Source organism: Pseudomonas koreensis (genome assembly GCF_024169245.1).
GTDB lineage: Bacteria > Pseudomonadota > Gammaproteobacteria > Pseudomonadales > Pseudomonadaceae > Aquipseudomonas > Aquipseudomonas koreensis_F.
This window is the reverse complement of record NZ_JALJWP010000001.1, coordinates 1,345,307-1,370,867: the sequence shown is the minus strand read 5'-3', so window position 1 is coordinate 1,370,867 and position 25,561 is coordinate 1,345,307. Positions and strand designations below refer to the sequence as shown.

At 60.9% G+C, this 25,561-nt stretch carries 24 protein-coding genes; 14 read left to right on the top strand and 10 right to left on the bottom strand.

The window, feature by feature from the left end; translation table 11 throughout:
- Positions 1-15 precede the first annotated feature (15 nt).
- The 3 genes from znuB to J2Y90_RS06365 are packed head-to-tail and all read right to left on the bottom strand — an operon-like array spanning position 16 to position 2,064.
- Entirely contained in the window at positions 16-804 is a 789-nt protein-coding gene (gene znuB / locus J2Y90_RS06375; protein ID WP_016772340.1) for a zinc ABC transporter permease subunit ZnuB, read from the bottom strand.
- Positions 797-1,582 (bottom strand): zinc ABC transporter ATP-binding protein ZnuC, encoded by a 786-nt coding sequence (gene znuC, locus J2Y90_RS06370; RefSeq protein WP_101159662.1) that lies wholly within the window; start codon positions 1,580-1,582, stop codon positions 797-799. The genes znuB and znuC overlap by 8 nt, the downstream gene beginning before the upstream one ends.
- Positions 1,582-2,064 carry a Fur family transcriptional regulator gene (locus J2Y90_RS06365; RefSeq protein ID WP_042608298.1) on the bottom strand — a complete coding sequence of 161 codons (483 nt, stop codon included), beginning with the start codon at positions 2,062-2,064 and terminating at the stop codon, positions 1,582-1,584. The genes znuC and J2Y90_RS06365 overlap by 1 nt, the downstream gene beginning before the upstream one ends.
- 66 nt (positions 2,065-2,130) lie before the next feature.
- On the opposite strand from J2Y90_RS06365, the gene J2Y90_RS06360 reads away from it, so the two are divergent.
- Positions 2,131-3,051, top strand: a complete 921-nt coding sequence (locus J2Y90_RS06360; protein WP_253497591.1) for a zinc ABC transporter substrate-binding protein — start codon at positions 2,131-2,133, stop codon at positions 3,049-3,051.
- Positions 3,052-3,142: 91 nt separating this feature from the next.
- On the opposite strand, the gene J2Y90_RS06355 is transcribed toward J2Y90_RS06360, so the two are convergent.
- Positions 3,143-4,096, bottom strand: coding sequence for a homoserine kinase (locus J2Y90_RS06355; RefSeq protein ID WP_253497588.1), 954 nt, complete (start codon positions 4,094-4,096; stop codon positions 3,143-3,145).
- 53 nt (positions 4,097-4,149) lie between these two features.
- Positions 4,150-4,440 (bottom strand): DUF2782 domain-containing protein, encoded by a 291-nt coding sequence (locus tag J2Y90_RS06350; protein WP_253497586.1) that lies wholly within the window; start codon positions 4,438-4,440, stop codon positions 4,150-4,152.
- 74 nt (positions 4,441-4,514) lie between these two features.
- Here J2Y90_RS06350 and polA point away from each other — a divergent pair, with 74 nt between their 5' ends.
- On the top strand, positions 4,515-7,319 hold the full coding sequence (gene polA, locus J2Y90_RS06345) for a DNA polymerase I (protein WP_253497583.1): 2,805 nt from the start codon (positions 4,515-4,517) through the stop codon (positions 7,317-7,319).
- Between the two features lie 407 nt (positions 7,320-7,726).
- Here polA and yihA read toward each other — a convergent pair whose 3' ends face one another.
- Entirely contained in the window at positions 7,727-8,371 is a 645-nt protein-coding gene (gene yihA, locus J2Y90_RS06340) for a ribosome biogenesis GTP-binding protein YihA/YsxC (protein ID WP_253497580.1), read from the bottom strand.
- Positions 8,372-8,562: 191 nt separating this feature from the next.
- Between yihA and J2Y90_RS06335 the strand changes: the two genes are divergently transcribed.
- From J2Y90_RS06335 to J2Y90_RS06305, 7 genes are all read left to right on the top strand, one after another.
- A complete protein-coding gene (locus J2Y90_RS06335; RefSeq protein ID WP_253497577.1) occupies positions 8,563-8,868 on the top strand; it encodes a c-type cytochrome in 306 nt (101 codons plus the stop codon).
- 30 nt (positions 8,869-8,898) lie between these two features.
- A complete protein-coding gene (locus tag J2Y90_RS06330; protein ID WP_253497574.1) occupies positions 8,899-9,510 on the top strand; it encodes a c-type cytochrome in 612 nt (203 codons plus the stop codon).
- A gap of 199 nt (positions 9,511-9,709) precedes the next feature.
- Entirely contained in the window at positions 9,710-10,351 is a 642-nt protein-coding gene (locus tag J2Y90_RS06325) for a thiol:disulfide interchange protein DsbA/DsbL (RefSeq protein ID WP_253497572.1), read from the top strand.
- 14 nt (positions 10,352-10,365) lie between these two features.
- Positions 10,366-11,244 (top strand): endonuclease/exonuclease/phosphatase family protein, encoded by an 879-nt coding sequence (locus J2Y90_RS06320; RefSeq protein ID WP_253497570.1) that lies wholly within the window; start codon positions 10,366-10,368, stop codon positions 11,242-11,244.
- Positions 11,241-13,256 (top strand): diguanylate cyclase, encoded by a 2,016-nt coding sequence (locus tag J2Y90_RS06315; protein WP_253497567.1) that lies wholly within the window; start codon positions 11,241-11,243, stop codon positions 13,254-13,256. The genes J2Y90_RS06320 and J2Y90_RS06315 overlap by 4 nt, the downstream gene beginning before the upstream one ends.
- A 101-nt stretch (positions 13,257-13,357) precedes the next feature.
- Positions 13,358-14,140, top strand: a complete 783-nt coding sequence (locus J2Y90_RS06310) for an N-acetylmuramoyl-L-alanine amidase (RefSeq protein WP_253497564.1) — start codon at positions 13,358-13,360, stop codon at positions 14,138-14,140.
- A gap of 75 nt (positions 14,141-14,215) precedes the next feature.
- A complete protein-coding gene (locus J2Y90_RS06305; RefSeq protein WP_253497562.1) occupies positions 14,216-15,829 on the top strand; it encodes an EAL domain-containing protein in 1,614 nt (537 codons plus the stop codon).
- Here J2Y90_RS06305 and J2Y90_RS06300 read toward each other — a convergent pair.
- A complete protein-coding gene (locus tag J2Y90_RS06300; RefSeq protein WP_253497559.1) occupies positions 15,826-17,616 on the bottom strand; it encodes an ATP-binding protein in 1,791 nt (596 codons plus the stop codon). The two genes, J2Y90_RS06305 and J2Y90_RS06300, sit on opposite strands and share 4 nt — an antisense overlap.
- Before the next feature lie 10 nt (positions 17,617-17,626).
- Positions 17,627-18,973 carry a sigma-54-dependent response regulator transcription factor AlgB gene (gene algB, locus J2Y90_RS06295; RefSeq protein WP_039757147.1) on the bottom strand — a complete coding sequence of 449 codons (1,347 nt, stop codon included), beginning with the start codon at positions 18,971-18,973 and terminating at the stop codon, positions 17,627-17,629.
- 428 nt (positions 18,974-19,401) lie between these two features.
- Here algB and J2Y90_RS06290 point away from each other — a divergent pair, with 428 nt between their 5' ends.
- From J2Y90_RS06290 to J2Y90_RS06270, 5 genes are all read left to right on the top strand, one after another.
- Entirely contained in the window at positions 19,402-19,686 is a 285-nt protein-coding gene (locus J2Y90_RS06290) for a hypothetical protein (RefSeq protein WP_024014979.1), read from the top strand.
- 75 nt (positions 19,687-19,761) lie between these two features.
- Complete coding sequence (locus J2Y90_RS06285) at positions 19,762-19,926, top strand: DUF1328 domain-containing protein (protein WP_003177151.1); 165 nt, start codon at positions 19,762-19,764, stop codon at positions 19,924-19,926.
- Between the two features lie 2 nt (positions 19,927-19,928).
- The gene (locus tag J2Y90_RS06280) at positions 19,929-20,393 is read left to right on the top strand and encodes an inhibitor of vertebrate lysozyme family protein (protein ID WP_253497556.1); all 465 of its coding nucleotides are present in this window, start codon (positions 19,929-19,931) and stop codon (positions 20,391-20,393) included.
- A gap of 713 nt (positions 20,394-21,106) precedes the next feature.
- On the top strand, positions 21,107-22,438 hold the full coding sequence (gltP, locus tag J2Y90_RS06275) for a glutamate/aspartate:proton symporter GltP (RefSeq protein ID WP_253497553.1): 1,332 nt from the start codon (positions 21,107-21,109) through the stop codon (positions 22,436-22,438).
- A gap of 215 nt (positions 22,439-22,653) precedes the next feature.
- Entirely contained in the window at positions 22,654-23,883 is a 1,230-nt protein-coding gene (locus J2Y90_RS06270) for a nucleoside recognition domain-containing protein (RefSeq protein WP_042608285.1), read from the top strand.
- 115 nt (positions 23,884-23,998) lie between these two features.
- Here the strand turns inward: J2Y90_RS06270 and J2Y90_RS06265 are convergent, their stop codons facing one another.
- Both J2Y90_RS06265 and J2Y90_RS06260 read right to left on the bottom strand, forming a co-directional pair.
- Positions 23,999-24,625, bottom strand: coding sequence for an ABC-type transport auxiliary lipoprotein family protein (locus J2Y90_RS06265; RefSeq protein WP_253497550.1), 627 nt, complete (start codon positions 24,623-24,625; stop codon positions 23,999-24,001).
- Positions 24,622-25,560, bottom strand: a complete 939-nt coding sequence (locus tag J2Y90_RS06260) for an MlaD family protein (protein WP_253497548.1) — start codon at positions 25,558-25,560, stop codon at positions 24,622-24,624. Before J2Y90_RS06260 ends, J2Y90_RS06265 begins: the two co-directional genes overlap by 4 nt.
- Position 25,561: the final 1 nt, after the last annotated feature.

The following is a 25,561-nucleotide window of genomic DNA, read 5'->3' as shown; positions in this document are numbered from 1 at the left end:
AAAAAGCGGCCAAGTCTACACCCCACGACGGGGCAGAACAAAACTCAACAGAAACAGCGCGGCCGCCGTCACCACGATCGACGGCCCCGCCGGGGTGTCCTTGAACCATGACAATGCCAGCCCGCCGCACACCGCGAGCATGCCCAGCAGGCTCGCGCCCAGGGCCATCTGCTCCGGCGAACGGGCGTGACGCTGTGCCGCAGCGGCCGGAATGATCAGCAGCGAAGTGATCAACAATACCCCGACGATTTTCATCGCCACCGCGATCACCACCGCGATCAACAGCATCAGCGCCAAGCGTAAACCCGCAACCGGCAGGCCCTCGACCCGCGCCAGCTCTTCGTGCACGGTGACCGCCAGCAGTGGCCGCCATAGCGTCACCAGCAACACCAGCACCGCCGCGGTGCCGCCGAGGATCCACGCCAGGTCGCTCGGACTGATCGCCAGCAGATCGCCAAACAGATAGGCCATCAGGTCGATCCGCACTTCATGCATGAAGCTTAGTACCACCAGGCCGAGAGAGAGCGTGCTCGGCGCAAGAATTCCCAACAGCGTGTCGGACGCCAGTGGCTGGCGCTGTTGCAGCGTCACCAGCAGCACCGCCAGCAGCAGGCAACCGACCGTCACCGCTACCGTCGGGCTGACATCCAGCAGAAAGCCCAAGGCCACGCCGAGCAGCGCGGCGTGGGACAGGGTGTCGCCGAAATAGGCCATGCGCCGCCACACCACAAACGAGCCGAGCGGTCCGGCCACCAGCGCCAGCGCCAGACCTGCAAGCAGGGCATACAAGAGAAAATCAGCCATGCTTGCAGCCGTCTCCATGAACGTGAGGTTGCCCGCCCAGCGGGCCTTTGACCACCGAACCGTGCAGGTCGTGGGCGTGGTCGTGATGGTGGTGATAGATCGCCAGGCTCGGCGCATTCTTGCCGAACAGCTCGACGAATGCCGGATCACCGCTGACCTGCTCGGGATGCCCGGAGCAGCAGACGTGACGGTTGAGGCAGACCACCTGATCGGTGGTGCTCATCACCAGATGCAAATCGTGGGACACCATCAGCACGCCGCAACCGTGGCGGTCGCGCAGACGGGTGATCAGGCTGTACAGCTCGGCCTGCCCAGCCACGTCGACGCCCTGCACCGGTTCGTCGAGCACCAGCAGCTCCGGCTCACGCAGCAGGGCCCGCGCCAGCAGCACGCGCTGCATTTCGCCGCCGGAAACGCTCTGCACCGGGCTGTCGATCACGTGTTCGGCGCCGACTTCCTTCAGCGCGGCCAAGGCGCGGGGACGATCGACGCCGGGCACCAGGCGCAGAAAGCGCAGCACTGACAGCGGCAGGGTCGGATCGACGTGCAGCTTCTGCGGCATGTAGCCGACGCGCAGCTTCGGCTTGCGCCAGACGCTGCCGCTGTTCGGCTTCAACAGCCCGAGCACGGCGCGCACCAGCGTGGTCTTGCCGGCGCCGTTGGGGCCGATCAGAGTGACGATCTGCCCCGGCTCGACGCTCAGCTCGATGTTGTCCAGCACAGTCTGCCCGGCAAACGTGACGGCGACCTGCTCCAGACGGATCAGCGCGTTGCTCATCAGGCCCCCTGGCAACCGGCGCACAGGCCGACCACTTCGACCGTCTGCGCTTCGACGATGAATCCGACGTCTTTGGCGCTGCTGATGATCGCGTCACTGATCACTTTTTGCTCGAGTTCGATAGCGGCGTGGCAGTCGCGGCAGATCAGGAACTGACCCTGATGCGCGTGTTCAGGATGCACGCAGCCAACGAAGGCGTTGAGCGACGAGATGCGATGGACCAGGCCGTTTTCCAGGAGGAAATCCAGTGCGCGGTACACCGTAGGCGGCGCGGCGCGGCGGCCGTCCTGCTCGCTGAGCACAGCGAGGATGTCGTAGGCACCCAGCGGCTTGTGGCTCTGCCAGACCAGTTCCAGCACGCGGCGGCGCAGGGCGGTCAGACGCAAACCTTTTTGCGCGCACAAGGTATCGGCCTCGGACAGAGCGCTGTGCACGCAATGGGAGTGGTCGTGGGGACGGCTGGCAATCGGTGTAATAGGCATGAGCGGCGACGAGATTTGCTGGAGACGTTATTATGTTACCCGTTCTCGCTTCCTTGAGTGGTCATCGTGTCCCGACTTTTTTCTGTTTTTGTGGCCTTTGTTGCCGTTTTTCTGCTGACCGGTACGGCTCAGGCCGAGGTCAAAGTCCTCACCAGCATCAAACCGTTGCAGCTGATTGCCGCTGCCGTGCAGGACGGCGTGGCGATTCCCGAGGTGCTGTTGCCACCGGGCGCCTCGCCGCACAATTACGCCCTGCGCCCCTCCGACGTACGGAAGGTGCAGTCGGTCGATCTGCTTTACTGGATCGGCCCGGACATGGAAGGCTTCCTCCCGCGGGTGCTCAACGGTCGCAGCCTGCCGAGTGTCGCGGTGCAGGATCTGCCGGGGCTGAAATTGCGCCATTTCGGCGCAGACAACCATTCCCATGCCGAAGAAGCCGACGAGCATGATCACGATCATCGCCCCGGCTCGCTGGATGCGCACTTGTGGCTTTCGCCGGTCAATGCGCGGGTAATCGCCGACAAAATGGCCGCCGACCTCAGCGCCGCCGACCCGGCCAATGCCCAGCGTTATCAGAGCAACGCCAAAGCCTTCGATGAACGTCTGGATGCGCTGGATCTGCGCTTGAAGAAGCGCCTGGCCAATGTCGAAGGCAAGCCGTATTTCGTCTTTCACGAGGCCTTTGATTATTTCGAAGACGCTTATGGCCTGAAGCACGCCGGGGTCTTCGCCGTCGCTGCTGAAGTGCAGCCCGGCGCTCAGCATGTGGCGGCGATGCGCCAGCGCTTGCAGGAAGTGGGCAAGACCTGTGTGTTCAGCGAACCGCCGTTGCGTCCGCGTCTGGCGGAAACGCTGGTGGCTGGCCTGCCGGTGAAGCTGGCGGAACTGGATGCGTTGGGCGGGTACACCCCGGCGACGGCTCAGGGCTATGAGCAGGTGTTGGAAAAGTTGGGCAATGATTTGGCGGGATGCCTGGAGTCTCTGTAACCCCATAGAAAAAGATCGCAGCCTTCGGCAGCTCCTACAGGGTGTACATCAATCCCTTGTAGGAGCTGCCGAAGGCTGCGATCTTTTGATCTTAAAGGGCGAAAGGCAACGGTGTGTGAACCTTCTGCCGCTGTGCCAGACGCTGCTCGAACTCCCGCGGATCATGAATCAACACATCCTGCCCGGCGAACTGCTCGGCGGCGATCAAGCGTGACAGCCAGAACCGTACACAAGCCACGCGCAGCATCGTCGGCCACAGTTCAGCTTCCGCCGCCGTGAATGGGCGCAGCGCGGCGTAGGCACCGAGAAACGCTCGGGCCCGCGGGCCATCGATCACGCCCGCTTCATCCGAGCACCAGTCGTTCAACGCGATTGCCACGTCATACAGCATCGGCCCCGAGCAGGCGTTGTAGAAGTCGATCAGCCCGGTCAGGTGCGTGCCTTCGAACATCGCATTGTCGCGGAACAGATCCGCGTGGATGTTCGCCCTCGGCAGCGCGAGGATCTTGTCTTTGCGCTCAGAGATTTCATCCAGCGCGCTTTGCAACAGCGCGCGCGGCTCATCGCTCAGGTGCGAGAGAAATTCACAACCCTCTTCCAGCATCCAGTCCAGACCGCGATCGGTCTTGCGCTTGATCATGCGCTCGCCCTGGGTCGCTAGGTGCAGATGTGCCTGCAATTCGCCGACCTGGGCGCAATGCTGGGCATTGGCGACCTTGATGTGCTTGCCCGACAGACGCGGTTGCAGCAGCGCTGGCTTGCCTTTTAGTTCACGCAGCGCCACGCCGTCAGTGGTGCGCAGGGCATAAGGCACCGGCAGATCGGCTTCGTGCAGCACGTCGAGCAGGTCGATGAAGAACGGCATCTCCTGCACCGGGCCGCGTTCGACCAGGGTGAGGACAAACTCGCCCTGCTCCAGGCTGATGAAGAAATTGGTGTTTTCGCTGCCGGCGGCGATCCCCTGGAAATCAAGCAGGCGGCCGAGCCCGTAAGGGGCGAGAAAGGTTTCCAGCTCGAGCCGAGCCAGGGGAGTGAACACAGACATGTCTTAACTGCCAGTACGGGCGCCGCGACTGCGGCGGCGGGTGAATTGAAAACCTACTTCCATTCGAAAATCTTCCATGACGGAATCAGCATATCCGGCTGATCCGAGCGGATGAAATTGGCATCCGTACCGTCGGCGCGCACCAGAAAATAAGGTTTCCCATTCTTTGGCGTGACCTTTATCGCATACAGGAAACCGTTCTGACGGTACTCCTGAATGGTCTTGTCGCCCTCCGTGCGGATAGTGACATCGGGGTCGCCGCCCGGCGCATCATCCGCCGCCATCGCGGCCAGTGGTGAGACAGCGATCAACCCGACCAGCAGCAAGCGATTTAACGTACGCATGATAACCTTGTCCCTTTGTCGTCAACGGTCCCGCTATTCTAGCCCCGGACCCGCCGAAAAGGTTGATCCTGCTCATGAGCCAAGCCCCCCTCGTCCTGGTGGACGGTTCGTCTTACCTGTACCGCGCCTTTCATGCACTGCCACCACTGACCACGTCCAAAGGCCTGCCGACCGGTGCGGTCAAAGGCGTGCTGAACATGCTCAAGAGTCTGCGCAAGCAGTACCCGGACAGCCCGTTCGCCGTGGTGTTCGACGCCAAGGGCGGGACATTTCGCGATGAGATGTACGCCGAATACAAGGCCAACCGCCCGAGCATGCCCGATGACATGCGCGTGCAGATCGAGCCGCTGCACCAGAGCGTGATCGCCCTCGGCTTCCCGCTGCTGTGCGTGGACGGCGTCGAGGCCGACGATGTGATCGGCACCCTCGCCCGCAGCAGCGCGGCGGCGGACCGTCCGGTGATCATCTCCACCGGCGACAAGGACATGGCGCAACTGGTCGACGGCCACATTACCTTGGTCAACACCATGTCCGGTAGTTCGATGGATGTGGAGGGCGTTAAAGAGAAATTTGGCGTCGCACCGGAGCAGATCATCGATTACCTGGCGCTGATGGGCGATTCCTCCGACAACATTCCGGGCGTGCCGGGCATCGGCCCGAAGACGGCGTCCGGCCTGCTGGTCGGCGTCAACGGCGGTCTGACCGAGCTGTACGCCAACCTCGACATCGTGCCGACCCTGCCGATTCGTGGGGCGAAAACCCTGGTGGCCAAGCTCGAAGAGCACAAGGAAATGGCTTTCCTCTCCTATCAACTGGCAACCATCAAGATCGATGTGCCGCTGGATATCGGCCTCGACGATCTGCAGATGGGTCAGGAAGATCCGGCCAAACTCTACGAGCTCTACACACTGCTGGAATTCAAGAGCTGGCTCAGTGATCTGGATCGCGACGCCAAGCGTCTGGAACTGAACGCCGCGGCTGAACCCGCGCCAGCCCATGATCTGTTCAGCGCCCCACAAGCCGAGGCGGCCGCTGCCCCTGCCGAAGCCGTGTACGAAACCATCCTCGATCAGGCACGCTTTGATGTCTGGCTGGAAAAACTGCGCAACGCCGAGCTGATCGCCTTCGACACCGAAACCACCGGCATCGACGCGCAGCGGGCACAACTGGTCGGTCTGTCGTTCGCCGTACAGGCCAACGAAGCCGCGTACATTCCGCTGACCCACTCCTACATCGGCGTACCGGAGCAACTGGATCGCGACACCGTGCTGCGCGCACTCAAGCCGATCCTGGAAGACCCGAACAAGCTCAAGGTCGGCCAGCACGCCAAGTTCGACATGAACATTCTGGCCAACTGCGCCATCGGCGGCGATCAGAGTGAAGGCATCACAGTGCGCGGCATCGCCTTCGACACCATGCTTGAATCCTACGTACTCAACTCCACCGCGACCCGTCACGACATGGACAGCCTCGCGCAGAAGTACCTCGACCACACCACGGTGAGCTTCCAGGACATCGCCGGCAAAGGGGCCAAGCAACTGACCTTCGACCAGATCGCTCTGGAACAGGCCGGGCCATACGCCGCCGAAGATGCCGACATCACCCTGCGCTTGCACCAGGCTCTGTTCGAAAAACTCAGCGCGATTCCGAGCCTGGCCAGCGTGCTGACCGACATCGAGATTCCGCTGGTACCGGTACTGGCGCGCATCGAACGTCAGGGCGCGTTCGTTGATGCCGAGCTGCTCGGTATCCAGAGCATCGAGCTGGGCAACAAAATGGTTGCGCTCGAGCGTGAAGCCTTCGAGATTGCCGGGGAGGAATTCAACCTCGGCTCGCCGAAGCAACTGGGCGTGATTCTCTATGAAAAGCTTGGTTTGCCGGTGCTGAAGAAAACCGCCAAAGGCCAGCCGTCCACGGCTGAAGAAGTGCTGGCCAAGCTCGCCGAAGACGATCACCGCTTGCCGAAAGTGCTGATGGAGCACCGCTCGATGAGCAAACTGAAAAGCACCTATACCGATCGGCTGCCGGAGCAGATCAACCCGCGCACCGGGCGCATCCACACGTCCTATCATCAAGCCGTGGCCTCGACCGGGCGCTTGTCCTCCAGTGATCCGAACCTGCAGAACATTCCGGTGCGTACCGCCGAAGGCCGACGCATTCGTCAGGCGTTCGTCGCGCCGAAGGGCTATAAGCTGCTGGCGGCGGACTACTCGCAGATCGAACTGCGCATCATGGCCCACCTGTCCCGCGACGAAGGCCTGATGAATGCCTTCCGCAACAACCTCGACGTGCACACCGCGACCGCTGCCGAAGTGTTCAAGGTCGAGCTTGAGCAAGTGACCTCGGACCAGCGCCGCAGCGCCAAGGCGATCAACTTCGGTCTGATCTACGGCATGGGTGCGCAGAAGCTTGGCAAGGACATCGGCGTCGACACCAAGACTGCCAAGGCTTATATCGATACCTACTTCGCCCGTTATCCAGGCGTTCGTGAGTACATGGAGCGCACCCGAGCGCAGGCGGCGGATCAGGGTTACGTCGAAACCTTCTTCGGTCGTCGTCTGTACCTGCCGGAGATCAACTCGAACAAGCCGCAGGAACGCGCCGCCGCAGAACGCACGGCGATCAACGCGCCGATGCAGGGCACGGCGGCGGACATCATCAAGAAAGCCATGGTGGCTGTGGATAACTGGCTAGCGACGTCGGGGCTGGATGCGCGGGTCATCCTGCAGGTGCACGATGAACTGGTGCTGGAGGTTCGCGAGGATCTGGTCGAGCAGGTCAGTGCCGAAATTCGTACGCACATGAGCGAAGCGGCAAAACTGGATGTGCCGCTATTGGTAGAAGTTGGCGTGGGCAATAACTGGGATGAGGCGCACTGAGCCATTTTTTAGGCATCGCCGCGACCTGCTGCCGCGGCGAGCCCGATGAAACGGGCTTAGACCGATAAATGCTTGAGCCTATTCCAAAGCTTTTTGAAAAAAATCTGAACTAATCTGCCGATGAAACACTCAGAGGTACTGAATGGCTGGTGAAGCCCTTCGATGCTCCTATGTTGTGTTAAGTGTTGGCAGATATCTGAACCCCGCCCTAGCGGTTCGGAACTTAAACCCCGGAACTTCTCCCTCCCCAATGAAGTCCGGGGCTTTTTTTGCCCCAAAACTGGCTGTGATGCCGTCATGCTGCGTTAAAAGCACCGCTAAAAATGCTCATTTAGGTACCCTAAACTCCGCTTTTTAGCGGTGCTTTCGCCTTGCCTGACAGCACCACAGTCAGTTTTGAAATTGTCTTACTCGGCTGCCACCTCGGCGCCTTTGTCTGCGAGTTCCATCCAGTCGGCCAATACGGTGTAGGCCTCTTCCAGGCCCATGCGTTTTGGTGCAGAGAACAGTTGGATGGTGATCGAGTCGCCCCAGCCTTTGCGGATTTCCGACTGCACTTTCAGCAGGGTGTTCTTGGCTGCGCCGTAGGTGAGCTTGTCGGCTTTGGTCAGCAGGATGTGCATCGGCATGCCGGCGGCGACGGCCCAGTCGAGCATCAGCAGGTCGAAGTCGGTCATCGGATGGCGGATGTCCATCATCAGAATCAAACCCTTCAGACTCTCCCGACCACCGAGGTAAGCCTCGAGGTGGCGCTGCCAGTGTTGCTTGAGCGGGATCGGTACTTTTGCATAACCGTAGCCCGGCAGGTCGACCAGACGGCGATCATCGTCTAGCTTGAAGAAGTTCAACAGCTGTGTGCGACCCGGAGTTTTCGAGGTGCGCGCCAGGCTGGCGTGGGTCAGGGTGTTCAGCGCGCTGGATTTGCCAGCGTTGGAACGACCGGCAAACGCCACTTCGAAGCCTTCGTCGTCAGGGCATTGATCGACTTTGGCGGCACTGAGCATGAATGTGGACTGTTGGCACAGGCCGAGGATGGGATTCTTGAGTTGCATGGGATTTCCGATGTGGGCGGCGCCGGGAATGGGCGCGGAACGCGGTGTCGCTTCCGTTTCAGTGACGCCAGTATATAATGCCGCAGATTTTGTGTGTGCTTTGTCCCAGCGAAGGATGAAGTTCACGAGAGCGCCAGACTTTGATTGCGCATTAGAACGCAGAACGCTCTCAACCCTGAAAAGGTCGTTTTATGACGAAATGGCTGCTGGCTGCCGGAGTCTTGGTGCCGCTTTACAGCGCACAGGCTACACAGGATCCGGAAGCTGTGTACAACCGTGTTTGTGGTGCCTGTCATTCCGGCCAACTACCCATGGCGCCCAAAAGAGGCGATCAGCAAGCCTGGACGCCGAGGTTGGCGAAAGGTATGGGGACGCTGGTGCAACACGTGACCCAGGGTTTCAAGGCGATGCCGCCGCGTGGTTTGTGCATGGACTGCAGTGCCGAGGATTACCAGGCCATCATCCTGTGGATGAGCGAGAGTAAGCCCGGCCCATAACTTAACCCTTAGCCGTAGTTGGATTAGCTGATGAACAAATTGATCGTGAGTCTGCTGTTGACCGTGGGAATTTCAGGTTTCGCCCATGCTGCCGGCGATGCCGCAGCAGGCCAGGCCAAAGCCGCCGTGTGCGGGGCCTGCCATGGCCCGGACGGCAACAGCATGGCGCCAAACTTTCCGAAACTGGCAGGTCAGGGTGAACGCTACCTCGACAAGCAATTGCACGACATCAAGTCGGGCAAGCGCGTGGTGCTGGAAATGACCGGGCTGCTGACCAACCTGAACGATCAGGATCTGGCCGATATCTCCGCCTACTTCGCCAGCCAGAAAGGCAGCGTTGGTGCCGCCGATCCGAAGATCGTTGCTCGCGGTGAAGCGCTGTTCCGTGGCGGCAACCTGGAAAAAGGCCTGCCAGCCTGCACCGGTTGCCATTCGCCGAATGGCGCCGGCAACGCCGCCGCAGGCTTTCCGCATCTGGGCGGCCAGCACGCACAATACATCGCCAAGCAGCTGACCGATTTCCGCAAGGAAGTCGACGGTCGCGCCAATGACGGCGACGCCATGACCATGCGCACCATCGCGCGCAAGCTGAGCGATGAAGACATCGCTGCGGTTTCCAGCTACATCCAGGGCCTGCACTGAGGCCCTTGTTCGAGTGTAGAGCGAGGTGCGCAACGCCTGCCACGTTAACGCTCGATTAATCCTTCGCAGCAAGTATAAAAAGGGTGGCTTTGGCCGCCCTTTTTTGTGGCCGCTGCCGTTACACTACAGCACTCATGCCCGCCAGGATCTGTGTCGAAACAGGTCGAGCGAGGCGACCCATATTGTCCAGGAGTAAAGCATGCGTAATCTGATCATCAGCGCCGCCCTCGTCGCTGCCAGCCTGTTCGGCGTCACCGCCCAGGCCGCTGAAGCCCCTGCCGCGCCTTATGTAGAACTGGCCAACCCGGTGCCGGTGGCAAAGCCTGGCAAGATCGAAGTGGTCGAGCTGTTCTGGTACGGCTGCCCGCATTGCTACGCCTTTGAACCCGTCATCAACCCGTGGGTTGAAAAATTGCCGTCCGACGTCAACTTCGTGCGCATTCCGGCGATGTTCGGCGGACCGTGGGACGCTCACGGTCAGATGTTCCTGACCCTCGAAGCGATGGGTGTCGAGCACAAGGTTCACGCTGCGGTATTCAACGCCATTCAGAAAGAACACAAGAAGCTCACCGACAAGAACGACATGGCCGACTTCCTCGCCACTCAAGGCGTGGACAAGGACAAGTTCATCGCCACCTTCGACTCGTTCGCCATCAAGGGCCAGATCGTCAAGGCCCGTGAGCTGGCCAAGAAGTACGAAATCACTGGCGTGCCAACCATGATCGTCAACGGTAAATACCGATTCGACATCGGCTCTGCCGGTGGTGCCGAGCAAGCGCTGAAACTGGCTGACGATCTGGTCGCCAAAGAGCGAGCGGCAACCAAGGCGGCTGCCAACTAAGCGCGGCATTCGCCATGCGCCGCTGGAACACCCACCGCACCGTTGGCCTGCACGATCCGCAGGTCAACGAGCATCACCTGGCGTCTACGGGCCTGCCCGCAGACCAGCGTCTGCGCTTGCTCAGTTTCAACATCCAGGTCGGCATCAGCACCGAGCGTTATCGGCATTACCTGACCCGCAGCTGGCAGCATCTGCTGCCGCACACAGGGCGTTCCGGCAATCTGCAGAAGATTGGTGACCTGCTTGGCGACTTCGATCTGGTCGCCCTGCAGGAAGCCGATGGCGGCAGTCTGCGCTCAGGCTACGTCAATCAGGTCGAACACCTGGCCCATCTCGGCGCCTTCCCCTACTGGTATCAACAACTCAATCGCAACCTCGGCCGGCTGGCCCAGCACAGCAATGGCGTGCTCAGTCGCCTCAAACCCTGGGCGATCGAAGATCACCCGCTGCCCGGTCCGAAAGGTCGCGGCGCGATCCTGCTGCGTTTCGGCGAAGGTCCGGAAGCACTGGTGGTGGTGATGATGCACCTGGCCCTTGGCGCGCGGACGCGCAGCCTGCAACTGGCCTACATTCGTGATTTGATCAGCGGTTACAAGCATCAGGTGCTGATGGGCGACATGAACACCCACGCCAGCGACCTGCTCGAACACTCGCCGTTACGCGATCTCGGCCTGCTGGCCCCGCAGGTGGAAGCGACCTTCCCCAGCTGGCGCCCACAGCGTTGCCTTGATCATATTCTGCTCAGCCCGACCCTGACCCTGGAAAAGGTCGAGGTGCTGGCCCAGCCTATTTCCGATCACCTGCCGGTCGCGGTGGAAATTCGTCTGCCGGGTTCGCTCACGGCCGACGCATTGCCCGCGTTGAGCCCTGCCCCTCGCGGAACCTGTGAATGAGCGACGACGCCCAGCGCTGGAAAGAGAAGTACCTCAAGAGCATCGAACAGCAGGACAAGCTCGAACGCCGCTGGGCCGCGCGACTCGACCTGCTGCGGCGCGGTCTGGTGCGCAGCACGCTGGCGGCCGAAGGCACCGACAAGGCTGTCGATCAGTGCATGAAGGAAATGCGCGAAGTCGTGCGCACCGATGACATGGACGCCGGCCTCGCCGCCCTGCTGCCGCGCCTGGAAAAAGCCGTACTCGACTCAGAGCAGCGCCGCGAAACCCGCATCGATCAGGTCAGCACCGCGCTGACCGCGCTGGTCACCCAGTTGCAGGCCCTCCCTTTGCCGCGCGAAGTCGCGCAACCACTGAAGAAATTCGCCAAACAAATGGACAGCCGCGTCGGTCAGGCGCGGGAAATGCCACTGCTGCTCAGCGAGCTCAGTGGCCTGCAGGGCAAGGCCTTGAGTCAATTGGAGACGCCTGCCGAACCAGGCCGGCCAGGGTTGTTGCAGCGATTGTTTGGTAGTCGTGACAGTGAGGACGCCGCTGCTCCTACGGCAGACCCGTCGGTAGCATCAGCGCCACAGCCGATCGCCACCGCGCAACCTGAACCGGAGCCGGCGCAAATGGCACCGGTCGCGGACGCTGAGTCGGCGATGGTGGCTCCCGCCGCCGTCGAAGCGCCGGTGCAGGCCGCGCCCGAACCGCAAATCGTTGCGTTCGCTACGCCCGCCGTCGTCGTTGAACCCGAGCCGACACCGGTTGAGCCAGCCGCTCCCGCCGCGCCAGACCCCGTTGCGCCACCGCTTGCAACCGAGGCATTCAACCCCGACGAACTCAGCCACCCCGGCAATCCGTCGCCGCTGGTTCCCGATAGCCTGCCGCTCCCCGAGCCGACCACTCAAGCCTTGGCCGCTATAGACCCGGAGCAGCCGGAACACGACATCCTCTTCGCCCTGCCGGACTCGCCGGAGCCATCCTACAGCTCCGTGGCCAGGCATATCGAAGACACGCTGATCGGCCTGCTCGACGACCTGACCCTGCCCGAACGTCACCGCCCGCAAGCCGAAGCCATGCGTGAAAGGCTCAAACATGGCTTGAACTGGTACGAACTGCTGCCGATCCTCGACGATCTCGCAACTTTGATGCTGGCGATTAACGATAGTGGTCAGCATGAGTTCGAAGCGTATCTGCAACAGCTCAACCAACGCCTCGAAGCGTTTCAGAGCAACCTCCAAGCGGCCAGTGAAGGGCATGCCGACAACAGCTCAGCGGCGCGGGCCATGGACACGCAGATCCGTGAACAGGTCGATGGACTGCAGAGCAGCGTCCAGCAAGCAGCCGACCTCGATGACCTCAAGCACGTGCTGGAGAATCACCTCGAAGGCCTGCTCGGCACCATGGATCAGCACCAGAAACAGCGCGACGCCCGCGAACAGGAAGTCGCCGCCAGACTGAAAAGCCTGTCGGAACGGGTCGCGCACATGGAACAGGAGGCCTTGGGTTTCCGCGAACATCTCGAGGAACAGCGGCAGAAAGCCCTGATCGACCCGTTGACCGGCCTGCCCAACCGCGCGGCGTGGAGTGAACGCCTGGAGCATGAAATCCAGCAGTGGCAGCAACACGGCAATACCCTGAGCCTGGCCATGCTCGACCTCGATCACTTCAAGCGCATCAACGACAGCTACGGTCATCTGGCCGGCGATAAAGTGCTGAAGATTATCGCCACAGTGCTGCGCAAACGCCTGCGCGGTTCGGATTTCATCGCCCGTTTCGGCGGTGAAGAGTTCGTGCTGTTACTGCCGGCAACGCCGCCAGCGGTGGGCGCAAAGCTACTGGAAACCCTGCGTGCGGCAATCGAGGCCTGCCCGTTTCACTTCAAGGGCGAGCGAGTGACCATCACGATTTCCATGGGCCTTACATCATTCCGGGTGGGTGAACACAGCGATCTGGTGCTCAAAAGAGCCGATCAGGCGCTGTATCGGGCGAAAAACGCCGGACGCAACCGAGTAGAGCTGGGCTGAGGCAATTGTTCCATTTTGTTTAAATCCGCCCGCTGGCGGACTCTGGCCAGATCCGTACGTTACACTGTTGCATTATTGTCTTTTGCGTATCGTCCTCTGCCATGAAATTCTTTGCCCTGATTGCCTCGCTGCTCGTCCTCGCTGGTTGCGCCAGCGGCCCGCGCTACGACACCAGTCATCCTTCGGCCAATTACGACAGCCGCATCCAGTTCGTCGTAGTGCATTACACCTCGGCATCGCTGGAGCGTTCGCTGCAACTGCTGACTCACGGCGAGGTCAGCAGCCATTACCTAATCGGCGATGACGAGGGCGCCACGATCTATAAGTTGATGGATGAGAACCAGCGCGCCTGGCATGCGGGCGAGAGTCAGTGGCAGGGCCGCACCTGGTTGAACTCCAGCTCCATCGGCATCGAAATCGTCAATCCCGGCTACAAGGACACCCCGACCGGGCGTCTGTGGTACCCGTACAGCGAAGCGCAGATTCAATCACTGATCACCCTGCTCAAGGACATCAGCCAACGCAACGGCATCAGCCCTCGGCACATCATCGGTCACAGCGATATCGCGCCGCTGCGCAAGCTTGATCCGGGGCCACTGTTCCCGTGGAAACGCCTCGCCGCCGAAGGCCTTGGCCTGTGGCCGAACGAGCAAGCGGTGGCGCGGCAGCAGGCTGTATTCGACACCAACCCACTGCCGGAAATCGGCTGGTTCCAGGCGCAACTCGCGCGGCTGGGTTACGACACGCCGCAAACCGGCGAGCTGGATGTCGCCACGCGCCACGTCCTCGCTGCGTTCCAGATGCACTATCGCCCTGCCCGCTTTGATGGCACGCCGGATGCACAAACCGCAGCACTTCTGCTGGTGCTCAACCAGACAAAATAATGACGCCCGCCCGACGGTCAGGGCGAAATCGCAATCAGCAGCTATAACTCATGGTAATTCTTCGGAAAATCCTTGATGGCTGCGACCCGAGAGACGCTGCGTAGCTGGTTTTATCGCCCTGTATTTTTGGCGATGATCGCGGCTGTCCTCAGTGCCAGCCTGCTGATCGCCGGCGGTATGTTCGCGGCGATGCGCCAGATGGAAATGCGCGAGAGCCAGGAAATGAACGCTCAGGGCGAGCGTTTCCTCGCCCGCCTCGAACAATTGTTCGGCCAGTTGCGCGAAAGTCTCGACGATCTGGAAGCCCAGCCCTTGCGCGGCTGCGACGAAGAAATGATCGCGACCCTGCAGCAAGTCACCTTCAACTACCGCTTCGTCTATGAAGCCGCGTACATGGACGCCTCGCGGTTCTGCTCAAATCGTCCGCGCCAGGAAGGACTGTCGTTGGTGCGTGCGCCGGACATTCAGGGCCCGACCTACAGCTATTGGCTGAACACCACCACCGAACCCGATGAAAACCGCGCGGCGCTGATGCTCGGGCGCGGCAATTTTCGCGTCGCCACCTCGCGCGGGCATTTGACCGACATGGTCGATCTGTCGCCCGGCAGCAGCCTGCTAGTGGTACTCGATCACGGCACCCGTGCGATCCCGGTGCTCGGCCATGCACAGACCTGGCCGCCGACCGAACCCTGGCCACCGAAAAGTCGTGATGCGCTGCAGGTGACTCAAACGCGGCTGATCTACCGCATGCCCACCAACAATCCGGAATATCAATTGGTACTGATCACGCCGCGCACGGGCATGCACGTCCCGGCTGTGTGGTGGTGGCTGTTGCCGGTGTGCCTGATCGCAGGGGCCATTGTCGGCTTTCTGACCTTCCTGCTGGTGCGCCAGCGCCAGTCACTGGACGCCGAGCTGCACGGGGCGATCCGCCGGGGTGAGTTGCAGGTCCTGTATCAGCCGATCTTCGACCTCGACAGCCGCAATTGTGTAGGTGCCGAAGCCCTGCTGCGCTGGCGGCGTCCGGACGGCACGTTGACCAGTCCCGATCTGTTCATTCCGATGGCCGAGAACACCGGGCAGATCCGGCAGATGACCGACTTCGTCTTGCAGCGTCTGCTCGAACAACTGGGCCAGTTACTGCGCGCCAACCCGCAGCTGTATATCTCGGTGAACCTCGCAGCCTGTGACGTGATGGTGCCGCGCATCGGCCAGGTCATGGCGCGGCTGCTGGCGCTGCACCGTGTCGCCGCGCGGCAGATCGCCTTCGAAGTCACCGAGCGTGGGCTGATCGATGTGGTGGTGGCGCGGGAGAACCTGCAAGCCTTGCGCGACGTCGGCCATCAGGTGTTGATCGATGATTTCGGCACCGGCTATTGCAGCCTCGCCTACCTGCAGACTCTGCCGGTTGACTGCCTGAAAATCGACAAAGCCTTTATTGATGCGCTGGGCCATGACGCGGCGAGCAGCGGCGTCGCGCCGCACATCATTCACATGGCGCAGGCGCTGGATCTGAAGGTGATTGCCGAAGGCATCGAGCTGGAATCCCAGGCGACATTGCTCAGCAGTGAGGGAGTGAAATTCGGTCAGGGCTGGTTGTTCGCCCACGCGCTCAGCGCCGTGCAGTTCATCGAACTGATCACCCGCGGCAGGCGCTTGGCGGGGCGGCGTATGGACGACGAGGCCTAGACTGCCAGCGCCATGTAGAACTGGGTGCCCTGCCCCGGCCGCGAATAGACGCCCATGCGCCCGCCGTGCAACTGGACGATTTCCTTGCACAGTGCCAGACCGAGGCCGGCGCCGCCCTTTTTACGTCCGACCTGCACGAACGGCTCGAAGATCCGTCCCTGCTGGCCGTAGGCAATGCCTTCGCCGTTGTCTTCAACGCTGATGATCACCCGCTCGCCATGGCGCCGCGCCTGCAGACGGATCTGCCCGTCGCGGGCGGTGTGGCGCAGCGCGTTGTCGATCAGGTTGTCGAGGACGCGTTCGAGCTGCGCCTGATCGGCCTGCAATCTCGGCAGTGAGCCTTGGATCTCGACGTTCAGCGCCACACCCTTGGCCGCAGCCGCCTCGGCAAAGCGCAGCTGCGCCTGCTCCAGCAAGTCTTCGATGGAACATGGCGCCAGCGTCAATTTCTGCAGACCGTTCTGGTAGCGCGAGAAGTTGAGCAAGTCGTTGATCAACTGCATCAGGCGCTGCATTTCCTCGTTGACCGTATCCAGCAGGTCAGCCTCGCGCGACTCCGCCGGAAACTTGGCCCGCTCACGAAACAGCCCGAAAGCCATGTGCATGCCCGTCACCGGCGTGCGCAGTTCATGGGAAGCGCGCAAGACAAACTCACTGCGCACGCGCTCGAATGCACGCTGCTCAGTGACATCGTGCAGGACCATGACCGCACCGAGAATATGCCCTTGGGTGTGGCTGACCGGCGTCAGGCTGTAGGTCAGCAGGCGCGATTCGCCATCGACTTCGATGCTCAGATCTTCCGGCGCCCGCTCCAGCGTGCCGCCGCGCAGCACCAGTTGCAGTTGCGCATCCAGCTCCGGGCGGCCGAGTGCAGTGCCCAAGCCTTGGCCGAGACGATCATCTTCCCAGCCCAACTGGCGCTGAGCCACCGGGTTGAGGTGTTCGAGCTGGCCTTGGCGATCGATCATCAACAAACCGTCGTCAATACTGTCGAGCACCGCCTGCAAACGTTGTTGTCCGGCCAACAGCTCGTCGACATTCATCGCCTGGTGTTCGCGCAACGCCTCGGCCATCAGGCCGAAGCGCCGCGACAGCAGGTTGACTTCCATGGCGGTGGAAATCGGCAGGGTCACGTCGTAGTTACCCTGCCCTATGTTATCGGCAGCCTTGGCCAGCGCTTCGATCGGCGCGCCGAAGCGGCGGGCAATGCCTTGCGCTGTGACAAAACCGATGATCAGCACCGCCAGCCCGACCAGACCAAGCAGCCCGGCGATCAGCAGGGCGCGTTCACGAGCGGCGTGTTGTACCTCGTTGATGCTGTCCAGGGCGTGCTTGTGCTCAGCGATCAAACCGTTGCGCAGGATATTGAAACGCTCGCGGAAATCCGCGCTGGTGCTGGCGTCCTTCGCCGCTTCGGCGCTCACATCGAAGGAGTCGAGAAAGTTAAGGTAATCGGCCTTGGCCTGGCGGAAACCGTAAGGTTGATCTTCACCCTCCGGCTGCTGGGCGATGCCCTGGTCGAGCAACTGGAAGTAATGCTGCTTGGACGCTTCAAAGGCAACGGGGTCGGGCTTTTCCGCGAGCATGATGATCAATTGATCGCCGAGGGTCTGGCGCAATTTGAGGCCCAGATCCAGGGTGACGAAGTTGCTGCGCACCAGCGCTTCCTGCGACCCGGCCATCTGCATCACGCTGACCAGCCCGAGCAGAAGCCCGAGCAAGGCGACGGTGATCAACGCGGAAATGCTCAGGAACAGGCGCGTGCGCAGCTTGATCGCCAGTTTCATCGCGCAATGCTCACAGGTTGTACTGCTTGCGTTTGCGATACAGGGTCGAGGCGTCGATGCCGAGGGTTTTCGCCGCTTGGTCCAGGGTGCCGGCGGTGGCCAGTACCGCACCAATGTGCGCTTTCTCCAGCTCATCCAGGCTCAGCGCCGCGCCGACCCGTGGCGCATTGTTGGCCGGTTGTTCGGCCATGCCCAGGTGGCTGATTTCCACGCGCTCCTGCGGGCAGATGATGCTCGCCCGCTCGACCACGTTGCGCAGCTCCCGAATGTTGCCCGGCCAGCGATAACCGAGCAGCGCTTCGCGCGCCTCATCGCTGAAGCCCCGCGCCGGGCGCGCGTACTCTTTGACGAAGCGTGCGAGGAAGCGATCGGCGAGGGTCAGGATGTCTTCGGCGCGCTCACGCAATGGCGGCAGATGCAGGGTGATGACATTGAGGCGATAGAGCAGATCCTCGCGGAAGCGACCGTCGCGGACCATGTCTTCGAGATTGAGATTGGTGGCGGCGAGAATGCGCACATCGGCACGGCGAGTCACCGGATCGCCCACCCGCTCGTATTCCTTGTCCTGAATGAAGCGCAGCAACTTTGGCTGCAATGTCAGCGGAAAGTCGCCGATCTCGTCGAGAAACAGCGTGCCGCCGTCAGCCTGGTTAACCCGACCGAGCGTGCTTTCGCTGGCCCCGGTGAAGGCGCCACGGCTATGGCCGAACAGCTCGCTTTCCATCAGCTCGGCAGTCAGCGACGGGCAGTTGATGGTCACGCAGGACTTCTTCTCGCGCTTGCTCCAGCCATGGATCGCACGGGCCAGTTCACCTTTACCGGTGCCGGATTCGCCGAGGATAAGAATGTTGGCGTCGGTGCTCGCCACCTGACGGGCTGTCTCCAGTACTACCTTCATCGCCGGACTATGGGAATCGAGGCCGTCTTTCGGTTTGCGAATCTCGCCTTCGAGCGCCTCAAGACGCGCCGATAGCTGGCGCACTTCCAACTGCTTGGCCGTGGCCAGACGCAATTGGTCGGGGCTGCACGGTTTGACCAGATAGTCGGCGGCGCCGGCCTGGATGGCATCAACGGCGGTGTCGACCGCCGAATGCGCGGTGACGATCACCACGCGCATCCATGGCGCCTGAATGCGCATTTGCGCGAGGACGTCGAGGCCGTTGTCCTCGCCCAGGCGCAAATCGAGGAAGCACAGGTCGAAGACCTGGCGTTGCAGCAAAGCCTCGGCCTGGGCCGCGCTGTTGGCCGTGGCGACCGTATAGCCTTCGTCTTCGAGGCAATAACGAAACGTACGCAGGATGGCGGATTCATCGTCCACCAGCAGAATGCGGCCTTGTTGCTCAGTGGCAGATTCCATTTTTCCTACGCTCCATAGTGATTAGTCTTGGGTTAGTCCCGGAAAAATCGGGCAAGTTGCATGGTTGATTCTGAACGATACCAGCCATAGGAGGGTAGCTCTCTACTGCCATAACGGCCAATTCATTGATTTCGTTGAGTTTTAAACCATTCGGCGTTTTGCAGGGCGGATCCTGCGTCCTCTTCTGACATCTGCGTACCGGTAGCAATTCCATATCATCGAAATTTCCCACGAAATAATCGTGCATTGCGCACGACCGCAGAAGAGCCATCGTGCAGGATGCGTCGCAGGAAATTTCCCAAGCGTACGTAACCTACTGTTTTTATTGATATTTTCTGACATTAAAAAACTGGCATGCAGGCTGCAATACCTCATTCAGCCCGGGCAGAACAGCACTGCCCTAACAGAACAAGTGTGAGGAACACAGGATGACTCGCCCAATCGCCGCCCAAGTACGTATTTCGCCACTGCAGATCCAGCAAGGTCTGTTCGGTGTACTGGCGTTGCTGATCACCCTGATCGTCTGCCAGCAGTACATGAGCTGGGAAAACAGCCGTAAACCCGAGCCACTGATTTCGATGCAGCACAGCACTCAAACGCACTTCAGTGCCGTGAGCAGCAGCCAGGCTGAAAACGCTTCGATGCACATGATCGATGTAGACCAGGCGCAACCGCTGGACCAACTGCCACGGGAAGAGCGCTGGGTTTTCTAAGTCGTTGAACAGATTCGGACGCCTGAGCGTCGGAAACCGGAAACACCCCTAAATAGAGAAGTAAGGAGAATCACCATGTTGAGCTGGGCAATTACATTCTTGATCATTGCCATCATCGCCGCCGTACTGGGCTTCGGTGGTATCGCGGGCACCGCCACGGGTATCGCCAAGATTCTCTTTGTCGTGTTCCTGGTGATGTTCATCGCTTCCTTCTTCTTTGGCCGTCGCGGCCGAGGTTAACGATGATCGGTCTCAAGACACTGGCCGCCGCCCTGCTTCTGGGCGGCAGTGCCATGGCCATGGCGGCCAATGACGGCCAGGCCCGGGTCAACGAACTGCTCGCTTCCGACGAGCAGTACCGCGAAACCTGGGAAGGTGTGCTCAAAAAGGAAGAGCGCGTACCGGAATGGGTAATCAACCTGTCCGGCACTTCCGAGCAACAGATGCATGCCGTTACGGAAGATGGCGACAAGTATCTGGTCGGGCCGCTCTGCGAGAGTCAGGACAAGTGCCTGAATCACCGTTTGATCGTTGCCTTCAGCTTCGACAAGGATGACGCTTACGCCATGCTGGTCGATGTGCCGGAAGGTCTGCCGCAGGACAAGTCGCCGACGCGACATGCGACCTATCGCTTCTTCGGCAAACCTGATCAGGGCATGCAGGATCTGCTGATGGAAACCCTGAAGAAAGATCCGAAGTGGTACTGACGCAGGACGCACAGGTTTCGAACACGAAAGCAGCACCCGCTGCTTTCCATTGCGCCGCCCGATGAGGGCCGGTGCATGACCAGGGGGCCGGGACGTTCTGACTGATGCAGGGTCGGAGTGACCTACGGGTACAGGGAGTACCTGCGCAAGGGCCGGGTCAGGGTAAAAGCTGCGCCGCAGGTTCGTCGACCCGCTGGTCTGACGAATCTGCGCTGGGCTTTGAATCAGCTAAAACGTTGATCCAGCACGCCAATTCCCTTCTTTCAATCGTCGACACTGTGAGGAAAACATTTCGCGGTGTTTCCTGGCGACCGTATATCGACAAAGATCGCGCTCCATCGGAGTGACTTCCAGTCTTGCGATTCAGAATTTTCCGGGAAATTTCCGCCGATTTCACCTGCGCGAAATTTAGCCAGCCTACGCTGTAATGGCCGGTTCACGGCACTTATGCCGGCTGAAATGTCACAATCGAACCGCTTGGGACGCCAGTTTCAATTGAAAAAAGCTCATGCCGATTCGGCATAGGGTAGGCGTTTACGGCATTAGACGGCGCCACCTTGCATCGGAATAGTTGCGCCTTTTTTCGCTTGCCGAAGAGCCGTAAACACGCGCTTCGGGGCACCTTATACGGAGGCAGATGCACAGACTTTTCCGCTGATGAGCGTTCCAGTTCCTGCATGTGCCTGAGTCAAACGCAAGTAAGGGTAAAGATAATGAAGAAGGCAAAAATCAGCCTCGCCTGGCAGATCCTCATCGGTCTGGTTCTGGGGATTGCACTGGGTGCGTTGCTCAACCACTTCAGCGCCGAGAAGGCCTGGTGGATCAGCAACGTCCTGCAACCAGCAGGCGATATCTTTATCCGTCTGATCAAGATGATCGTCATCCCGATCGTCATTTCTTCGCTGATCGTCGGCATTGCCGGCGTCGGCGACGCCAAGAAGCTCGGGCGAATCGGCCTGAAGACCATCATCTACTTCGAGATCGTCACCACCATCGCCATCGTCGTCGGCCTGGTGCTGGCCAACGTGTTCCATCCGGGCACCGGCATCGACATGAGCACTCTGGGCACGGTGGACATCTCGAAGTACCAGGCGACCGCCGCCGAAGTGCAGCATGAACATGCCTTCATCGAGACCATCCTCAACCTGATCCCGTCGAACATCTTCGCGGCCATGGCTCGCGGCGAAATGCTGCCGATCATCTTCTTCTCCGTACTGTTCGGCCTCGGTCTGTCGAGCCTGCAGTCGGACCTGCGCGAGCCGCTGGTGAAGATGTTCCAGGGCGTTTCGGAAAGCATGTTCAAAGTCACCCACATGATCATGAACTACGCTCCGATTGGCGTATTCGCACTGATCGCGGTGACCGTGGCCAACTTCGGCTTCGCCTCGCTGTTGCCGCTGGCGAAACTGGTGATCCTGGTTTACGTCGCCATCGCCTTCTTCGCCTTCGTCGTGCTGGGCCTGATTGCCAAGCTGTTTGGTTTCTCGGTGCTCAAGCTGATGCGCATCTTCAAGGATGAGCTGGTGCTGGCCTACTCCACCGCTTCCTCGGAAACCGTGCTGCCACGGGTGATCGAGAAGATGGAAGCCTACGGCGCACCGAAAGCCATCTGCAGCTTCGTGGTGCCGACCGGTTACTCGTTCAACCTCGACGGCTCGACCCTGTACCAGTCGATCGCGGCGATCTTCATTGCCCAGCTGTACGGCATCGACCTGTCGATCAGCCAGCAACTGCTGCTGGTGCTGACCCTGATGGTCACCTCCAAAGGCATCGCCGGTGTACCGGGCGTTTCCTTCGTGGTGCTGCTGGCGACTCTGGGCAGCGTCGGCATTCCGCTGGAAGGCCTGGCGTTCATCGCCGGTGTCGACCGCATCATGGACATGGCCCGTACCGCACTGAACGTGATCGGTAATGCTCTGGCGGTGCTGGTTATCGCGCGCTGGGAAGGCATGTACGACGACGCCAAGGGCGAGCGCTACTGGAACTCCCTGCCGCACTGGCGCAGCAAGGAAAAACTGCCGGCGGGCGAGATTTCCAAGCCGTAATGCAAAACCCTGTAGGAGCTGCCGAAGGCTGCGATCTTTTGATCTTGCTTTGAAAACAAAGTCCAAAGATCGCAGCCTTCGGCAGCTCCTACAGTAGATTGGCGTCACCCGGTGAATCGGTGGCAGCAGATCCAGACAAACCCCGGAGCAATCCGGGGTTTGTCGTTTCTGGCGACCCCGCTATCATTCGCCGCATTCTTCGGGGGATTTGACTGATGCTTAATGGCCTGTGGCTTGGCTTCTTCATCGTGGCAGCCGTGTCGGCGCTGGCGCAGTGGCTGATCGGCGGCAATGCCGGAATCTTCGCGGCGATGGTGGAGAGCATTTTCGCCATGGCCAAGCTCTCGGTCGAAGTCATGGTGCTGCTGTTCGGCACCCTGACCCTATGGCTGGGCTTTCTGCGCATTGCCGAGAAAGCCGGGATCGTCGAATGGCTAGCCAAAGTCCTTGGCCCTTTATTCCTGCGGCTGATGCCGGAAGTCCCGGCCGGCCACCCTGCCCTTGGCTTGATCACGCTGAACTTCGCTGCCAATGGCCTCGGCCTGGACAACGCCGCCACGCCTATTGGTCTCAAAGCCATGAAAGCGCTGCAGGAGCTCAACCCCAGCGCCACCATCGCCAGCAATGCGCAGATCCTCTTTCTGGTGCTCAACGCCTCCTCGCTGACCCTGCTGCCCGTGACCATCTTCATGTACCGCGCCCAGCAAGGCGCGCCGGATCCGACGCTGGTGTTCCTGCCGATTCTGCTGGCGACCAGTTGCTCGACCATCGTCGGTTTCCTCTCCGTAGCCTTCATGCAGCGCCTGCGCATCTGGGATCCGGTGGTGCTGGCCTATCTGGTGCCCGGCGCGCTGATCCTCGGCGGCTTCATGGCGCTGCTCGGCACGCTTTCCGCGACTGCGCTGGCGGGATTGTCGTCGATCCTCGGCAATCTCACGCTGTTCGGCTTGATCATGCTGTTTCTGCTGATCGGTGCAATGCGCAAGGTCAAAGTTTACGAAGCGTTTGTCGAAGGCGCGAAAGAAGGCTTCGATGTGGCGAAGAATCTTCTGCCGTATCTGGTGGCGATGCTCTGTGCGGTTGGTGTACTGCGCGCCTCTGGAGCGCTGGATTTTGGCCTGGATGGCATTCGCCATCTGGTCGAGTGGGCCGGTTGGGACACGCGTTTCGTCGACGCATTGCCGACGGCGATGGTCAAACCGTTCTCCGGCAGCGCCGCGCGGGCGATGCTCATTGAAACCATGAAGACCTCAGGCGTCGACAGCTTCCCGGCACTGGTCGCCGCAACGATTCAGGGCAGTACCGAGACCACGTTCTATGTGCTGGCGGTGTACTTCGGCGCGGTGGGGATTCAGCGGGCGAGGCATGCGGTGGGCTGCGCGTTGCTGGCGGAGTTTGCCGGAGTGGTTGGCGCCATCGGGGTCTGCTACTGGTTCTTCGGCTGACCAAAATTCCCATGTGGGAGCGAGCCTGCTCGCGAAGACGGAGTGTCAGTCAACGCTTAAGTGACTGATACACCGCTATCGCGAGCAGGCTCGCTCCCACAGGGGTTGTGGTGTGTCAGCGGGGTTGTGGGGCCAGTTTCTGGCCTTGCTCGACGGCCCAGGCCACAACCTTGGCCGTAAGGCGATCACTGGCCTGGCCGAACCCGGCAACCACCGCTGGCACTTGCACCTCATTCAACGGCTGGCGCTCTTCGAAGCGGCGGCTGGCGAGAATGCGCTGGTCATAACCACGCACCAGCAACGCATCGACCCGCACCACGACGCCGGCCTGGGCGCCCTGATATTCGGTCTGGAAGGCCTGCAAACTGCCGCCAAGTTCCAGGTCCGCCTGGAAGTTGCTGTCGTCGGTGCTCAGCAATGTCACCCGGCCATCCCCCGCAAAACCATCAAGCAAGCGATTGCGCAGCAGCACCGGCGCCGGATCGCTCCAGCGCGAACCCTTGTAGCTGCTGATCACATCGCCCTGCGGGATCACAGCAATGCTCGGCCGGTTCAGCGCTTCGCTGGCCTGCAATTTATTCAGGCGCAGCGACCACGGCTGAACCGTCGCCGGGCTGGCCGAGGCGGGCGCCGGCGCGGCGGGCAGGCGATAGACATCCGACGGTTCCGACTCGGGCAAAATCGAGCACGCGCCGATCAGGGTCAGGCCAGCGCCGAGGAGGGCGATTCGATTCAACTTCATGGAGTGAATTCCTTGTTCTTGTCGCTGCCCAGCAGGTAGCCGCTGGGGTTGGCCTCGAGTCGTTGGGAAATGGCACGCAGCGAGGTCAGCGTCTCGCGCAGTTCGCGAATCGCCGGGGCCAGGCCGTTGAGACCCTGCATGCCGTTATCCAGCGAATTCTGGTTTTTGCTGAGCAAGCCATTGATGGTCACGCTGCTTTGCTCCAGCGACTTCATCGCCTGTTCGGCGCTGCCCAAGGCCTGTTTGCCCTGATCGTTGAGCAGGCCATTGGCGTTGCGCATCAGCAGCGAAGTCTGCTCGAGCATGCTGCCGGCCTGTTTGCCCACCGTCGCCAGTTGCTGCATCGCTTGCTTGATGTCGCCGCGCTGGTCGTTGATGGTGCCGGTGGTCTGCTCCAGATGAGCGAGGGTCTTGCTGACGCGCTCGACGTTTTCCGCGGAGAACATATGGTTGGCGTTCTGCAACAAGGCGCTGATGCCGGTCATCAAATCGCTGCTGTCGTTGAGCAGACGCGAAATCGGCGAGGGCGAGGCGATCAGGGTCGGCAACTGGCCGTCATGGCCGCGCAGTTTCGGGCTCTCCGGGGTGCCGCCGCTGAGCTGGATGATCGAGGTGCCGGTGATCCCGGTCAGTGCCAGTTTGGCCTGGGTGTCTTCCTTGACCGGCGTGTCGCCCGCCAGACGAATCCGCGCCAGCACCCGACGCGGGTCCTGCGGGTCGAGGCGCAGGCTGACCACGTCACCGACCTTGATCCCGCTGTACTGCACCGAGCTGCCCTTGGACAGACCGCTGACCGCCTCGTTGAACACCACTTCGTAATCCTTGAACTCGGTGTCGACGCTGGATTTGGCCAGAAACAGGCCGAAGAGCAGGGCGCCGGCCACGACGATCACCGTGAACAGGCCGATCAACACATGATGGGCTCGGGTTTCCATA

Excerpts from the sequence above, each read along its gene's own strand:
- J2Y90_RS06300 (WP_253497559.1), bottom strand. The coding sequence starts at position 17,616 with ATGAAACTGGCGATCAAGCTGCGCACGCGCCTGTTCCTGAGCATTTCC.
- J2Y90_RS06280 (WP_253497556.1), top strand. The coding sequence starts at position 19,929 with ATGATCGGTCTCAAGACACTGGCCGCCGCCCTGCTTCTGGGCGGCAGT.
- J2Y90_RS06350 (WP_253497586.1), bottom strand. The coding sequence starts at position 4,440 with ATGCGTACGTTAAATCGCTTGCTGCTGGTCGGGTTGATCGCTGTCTCA.
- J2Y90_RS06330 (WP_253497574.1), top strand. The coding sequence starts at position 8,899 with ATGAACAAATTGATCGTGAGTCTGCTGTTGACCGTGGGAATTTCAGGT.
- znuC (WP_101159662.1), bottom strand. The coding sequence starts at position 1,582 with ATGAGCAACGCGCTGATCCGTCTGGAGCAGGTCGCCGTCACGTTTGCC.
- gltP (WP_253497553.1), top strand. The coding sequence starts at position 21,107 with ATGAAGAAGGCAAAAATCAGCCTCGCCTGGCAGATCCTCATCGGTCTG.
- J2Y90_RS06315 (WP_253497567.1), top strand. The coding sequence starts at position 11,241 with ATGAGCGACGACGCCCAGCGCTGGAAAGAGAAGTACCTCAAGAGCATC.
- J2Y90_RS06320 (WP_253497570.1), top strand. The coding sequence starts at position 10,366 with ATGCGCCGCTGGAACACCCACCGCACCGTTGGCCTGCACGATCCGCAG.
- znuB (WP_016772340.1), bottom strand. The coding sequence starts at position 804 with ATGGCTGATTTTCTCTTGTATGCCCTGCTTGCAGGTCTGGCGCTGGCG.
- J2Y90_RS06310 (WP_253497564.1), top strand. The coding sequence starts at position 13,358 with ATGAAATTCTTTGCCCTGATTGCCTCGCTGCTCGTCCTCGCTGGTTGC.
- J2Y90_RS06260 (WP_253497548.1), bottom strand. The coding sequence starts at position 25,560 with ATGGAAACCCGAGCCCATCATGTGTTGATCGGCCTGTTCACGGTGATC.
- J2Y90_RS06285 (WP_003177151.1), top strand. The coding sequence starts at position 19,762 with ATGTTGAGCTGGGCAATTACATTCTTGATCATTGCCATCATCGCCGCC.
- J2Y90_RS06365 (WP_042608298.1), bottom strand. The coding sequence starts at position 2,064 with ATGCCTATTACACCGATTGCCAGCCGTCCCCACGACCACTCCCATTGC.
- J2Y90_RS06290 (WP_024014979.1), top strand. The coding sequence starts at position 19,402 with ATGACTCGCCCAATCGCCGCCCAAGTACGTATTTCGCCACTGCAGATC.
- J2Y90_RS06325 (WP_253497572.1), top strand. The coding sequence starts at position 9,710 with ATGCGTAATCTGATCATCAGCGCCGCCCTCGTCGCTGCCAGCCTGTTC.
- J2Y90_RS06335 (WP_253497577.1), top strand. The coding sequence starts at position 8,563 with ATGACGAAATGGCTGCTGGCTGCCGGAGTCTTGGTGCCGCTTTACAGC.
- polA (WP_253497583.1), top strand. The coding sequence starts at position 4,515 with ATGAGCCAAGCCCCCCTCGTCCTGGTGGACGGTTCGTCTTACCTGTAC.
- J2Y90_RS06270 (WP_042608285.1), top strand. The coding sequence starts at position 22,654 with ATGCTTAATGGCCTGTGGCTTGGCTTCTTCATCGTGGCAGCCGTGTCG.
- J2Y90_RS06265 (WP_253497550.1), bottom strand. The coding sequence starts at position 24,625 with ATGAAGTTGAATCGAATCGCCCTCCTCGGCGCTGGCCTGACCCTGATC.
- J2Y90_RS06305 (WP_253497562.1), top strand. The coding sequence starts at position 14,216 with ATGGCTGCGACCCGAGAGACGCTGCGTAGCTGGTTTTATCGCCCTGTA.
- J2Y90_RS06355 (WP_253497588.1), bottom strand. The coding sequence starts at position 4,096 with ATGTCTGTGTTCACTCCCCTGGCTCGGCTCGAGCTGGAAACCTTTCTC.
- yihA (WP_253497580.1), bottom strand. The coding sequence starts at position 8,371 with ATGCAACTCAAGAATCCCATCCTCGGCCTGTGCCAACAGTCCACATTC.
- algB (WP_039757147.1), bottom strand. The coding sequence starts at position 18,973 with ATGGAATCTGCCACTGAGCAACAAGGCCGCATTCTGCTGGTGGACGAT.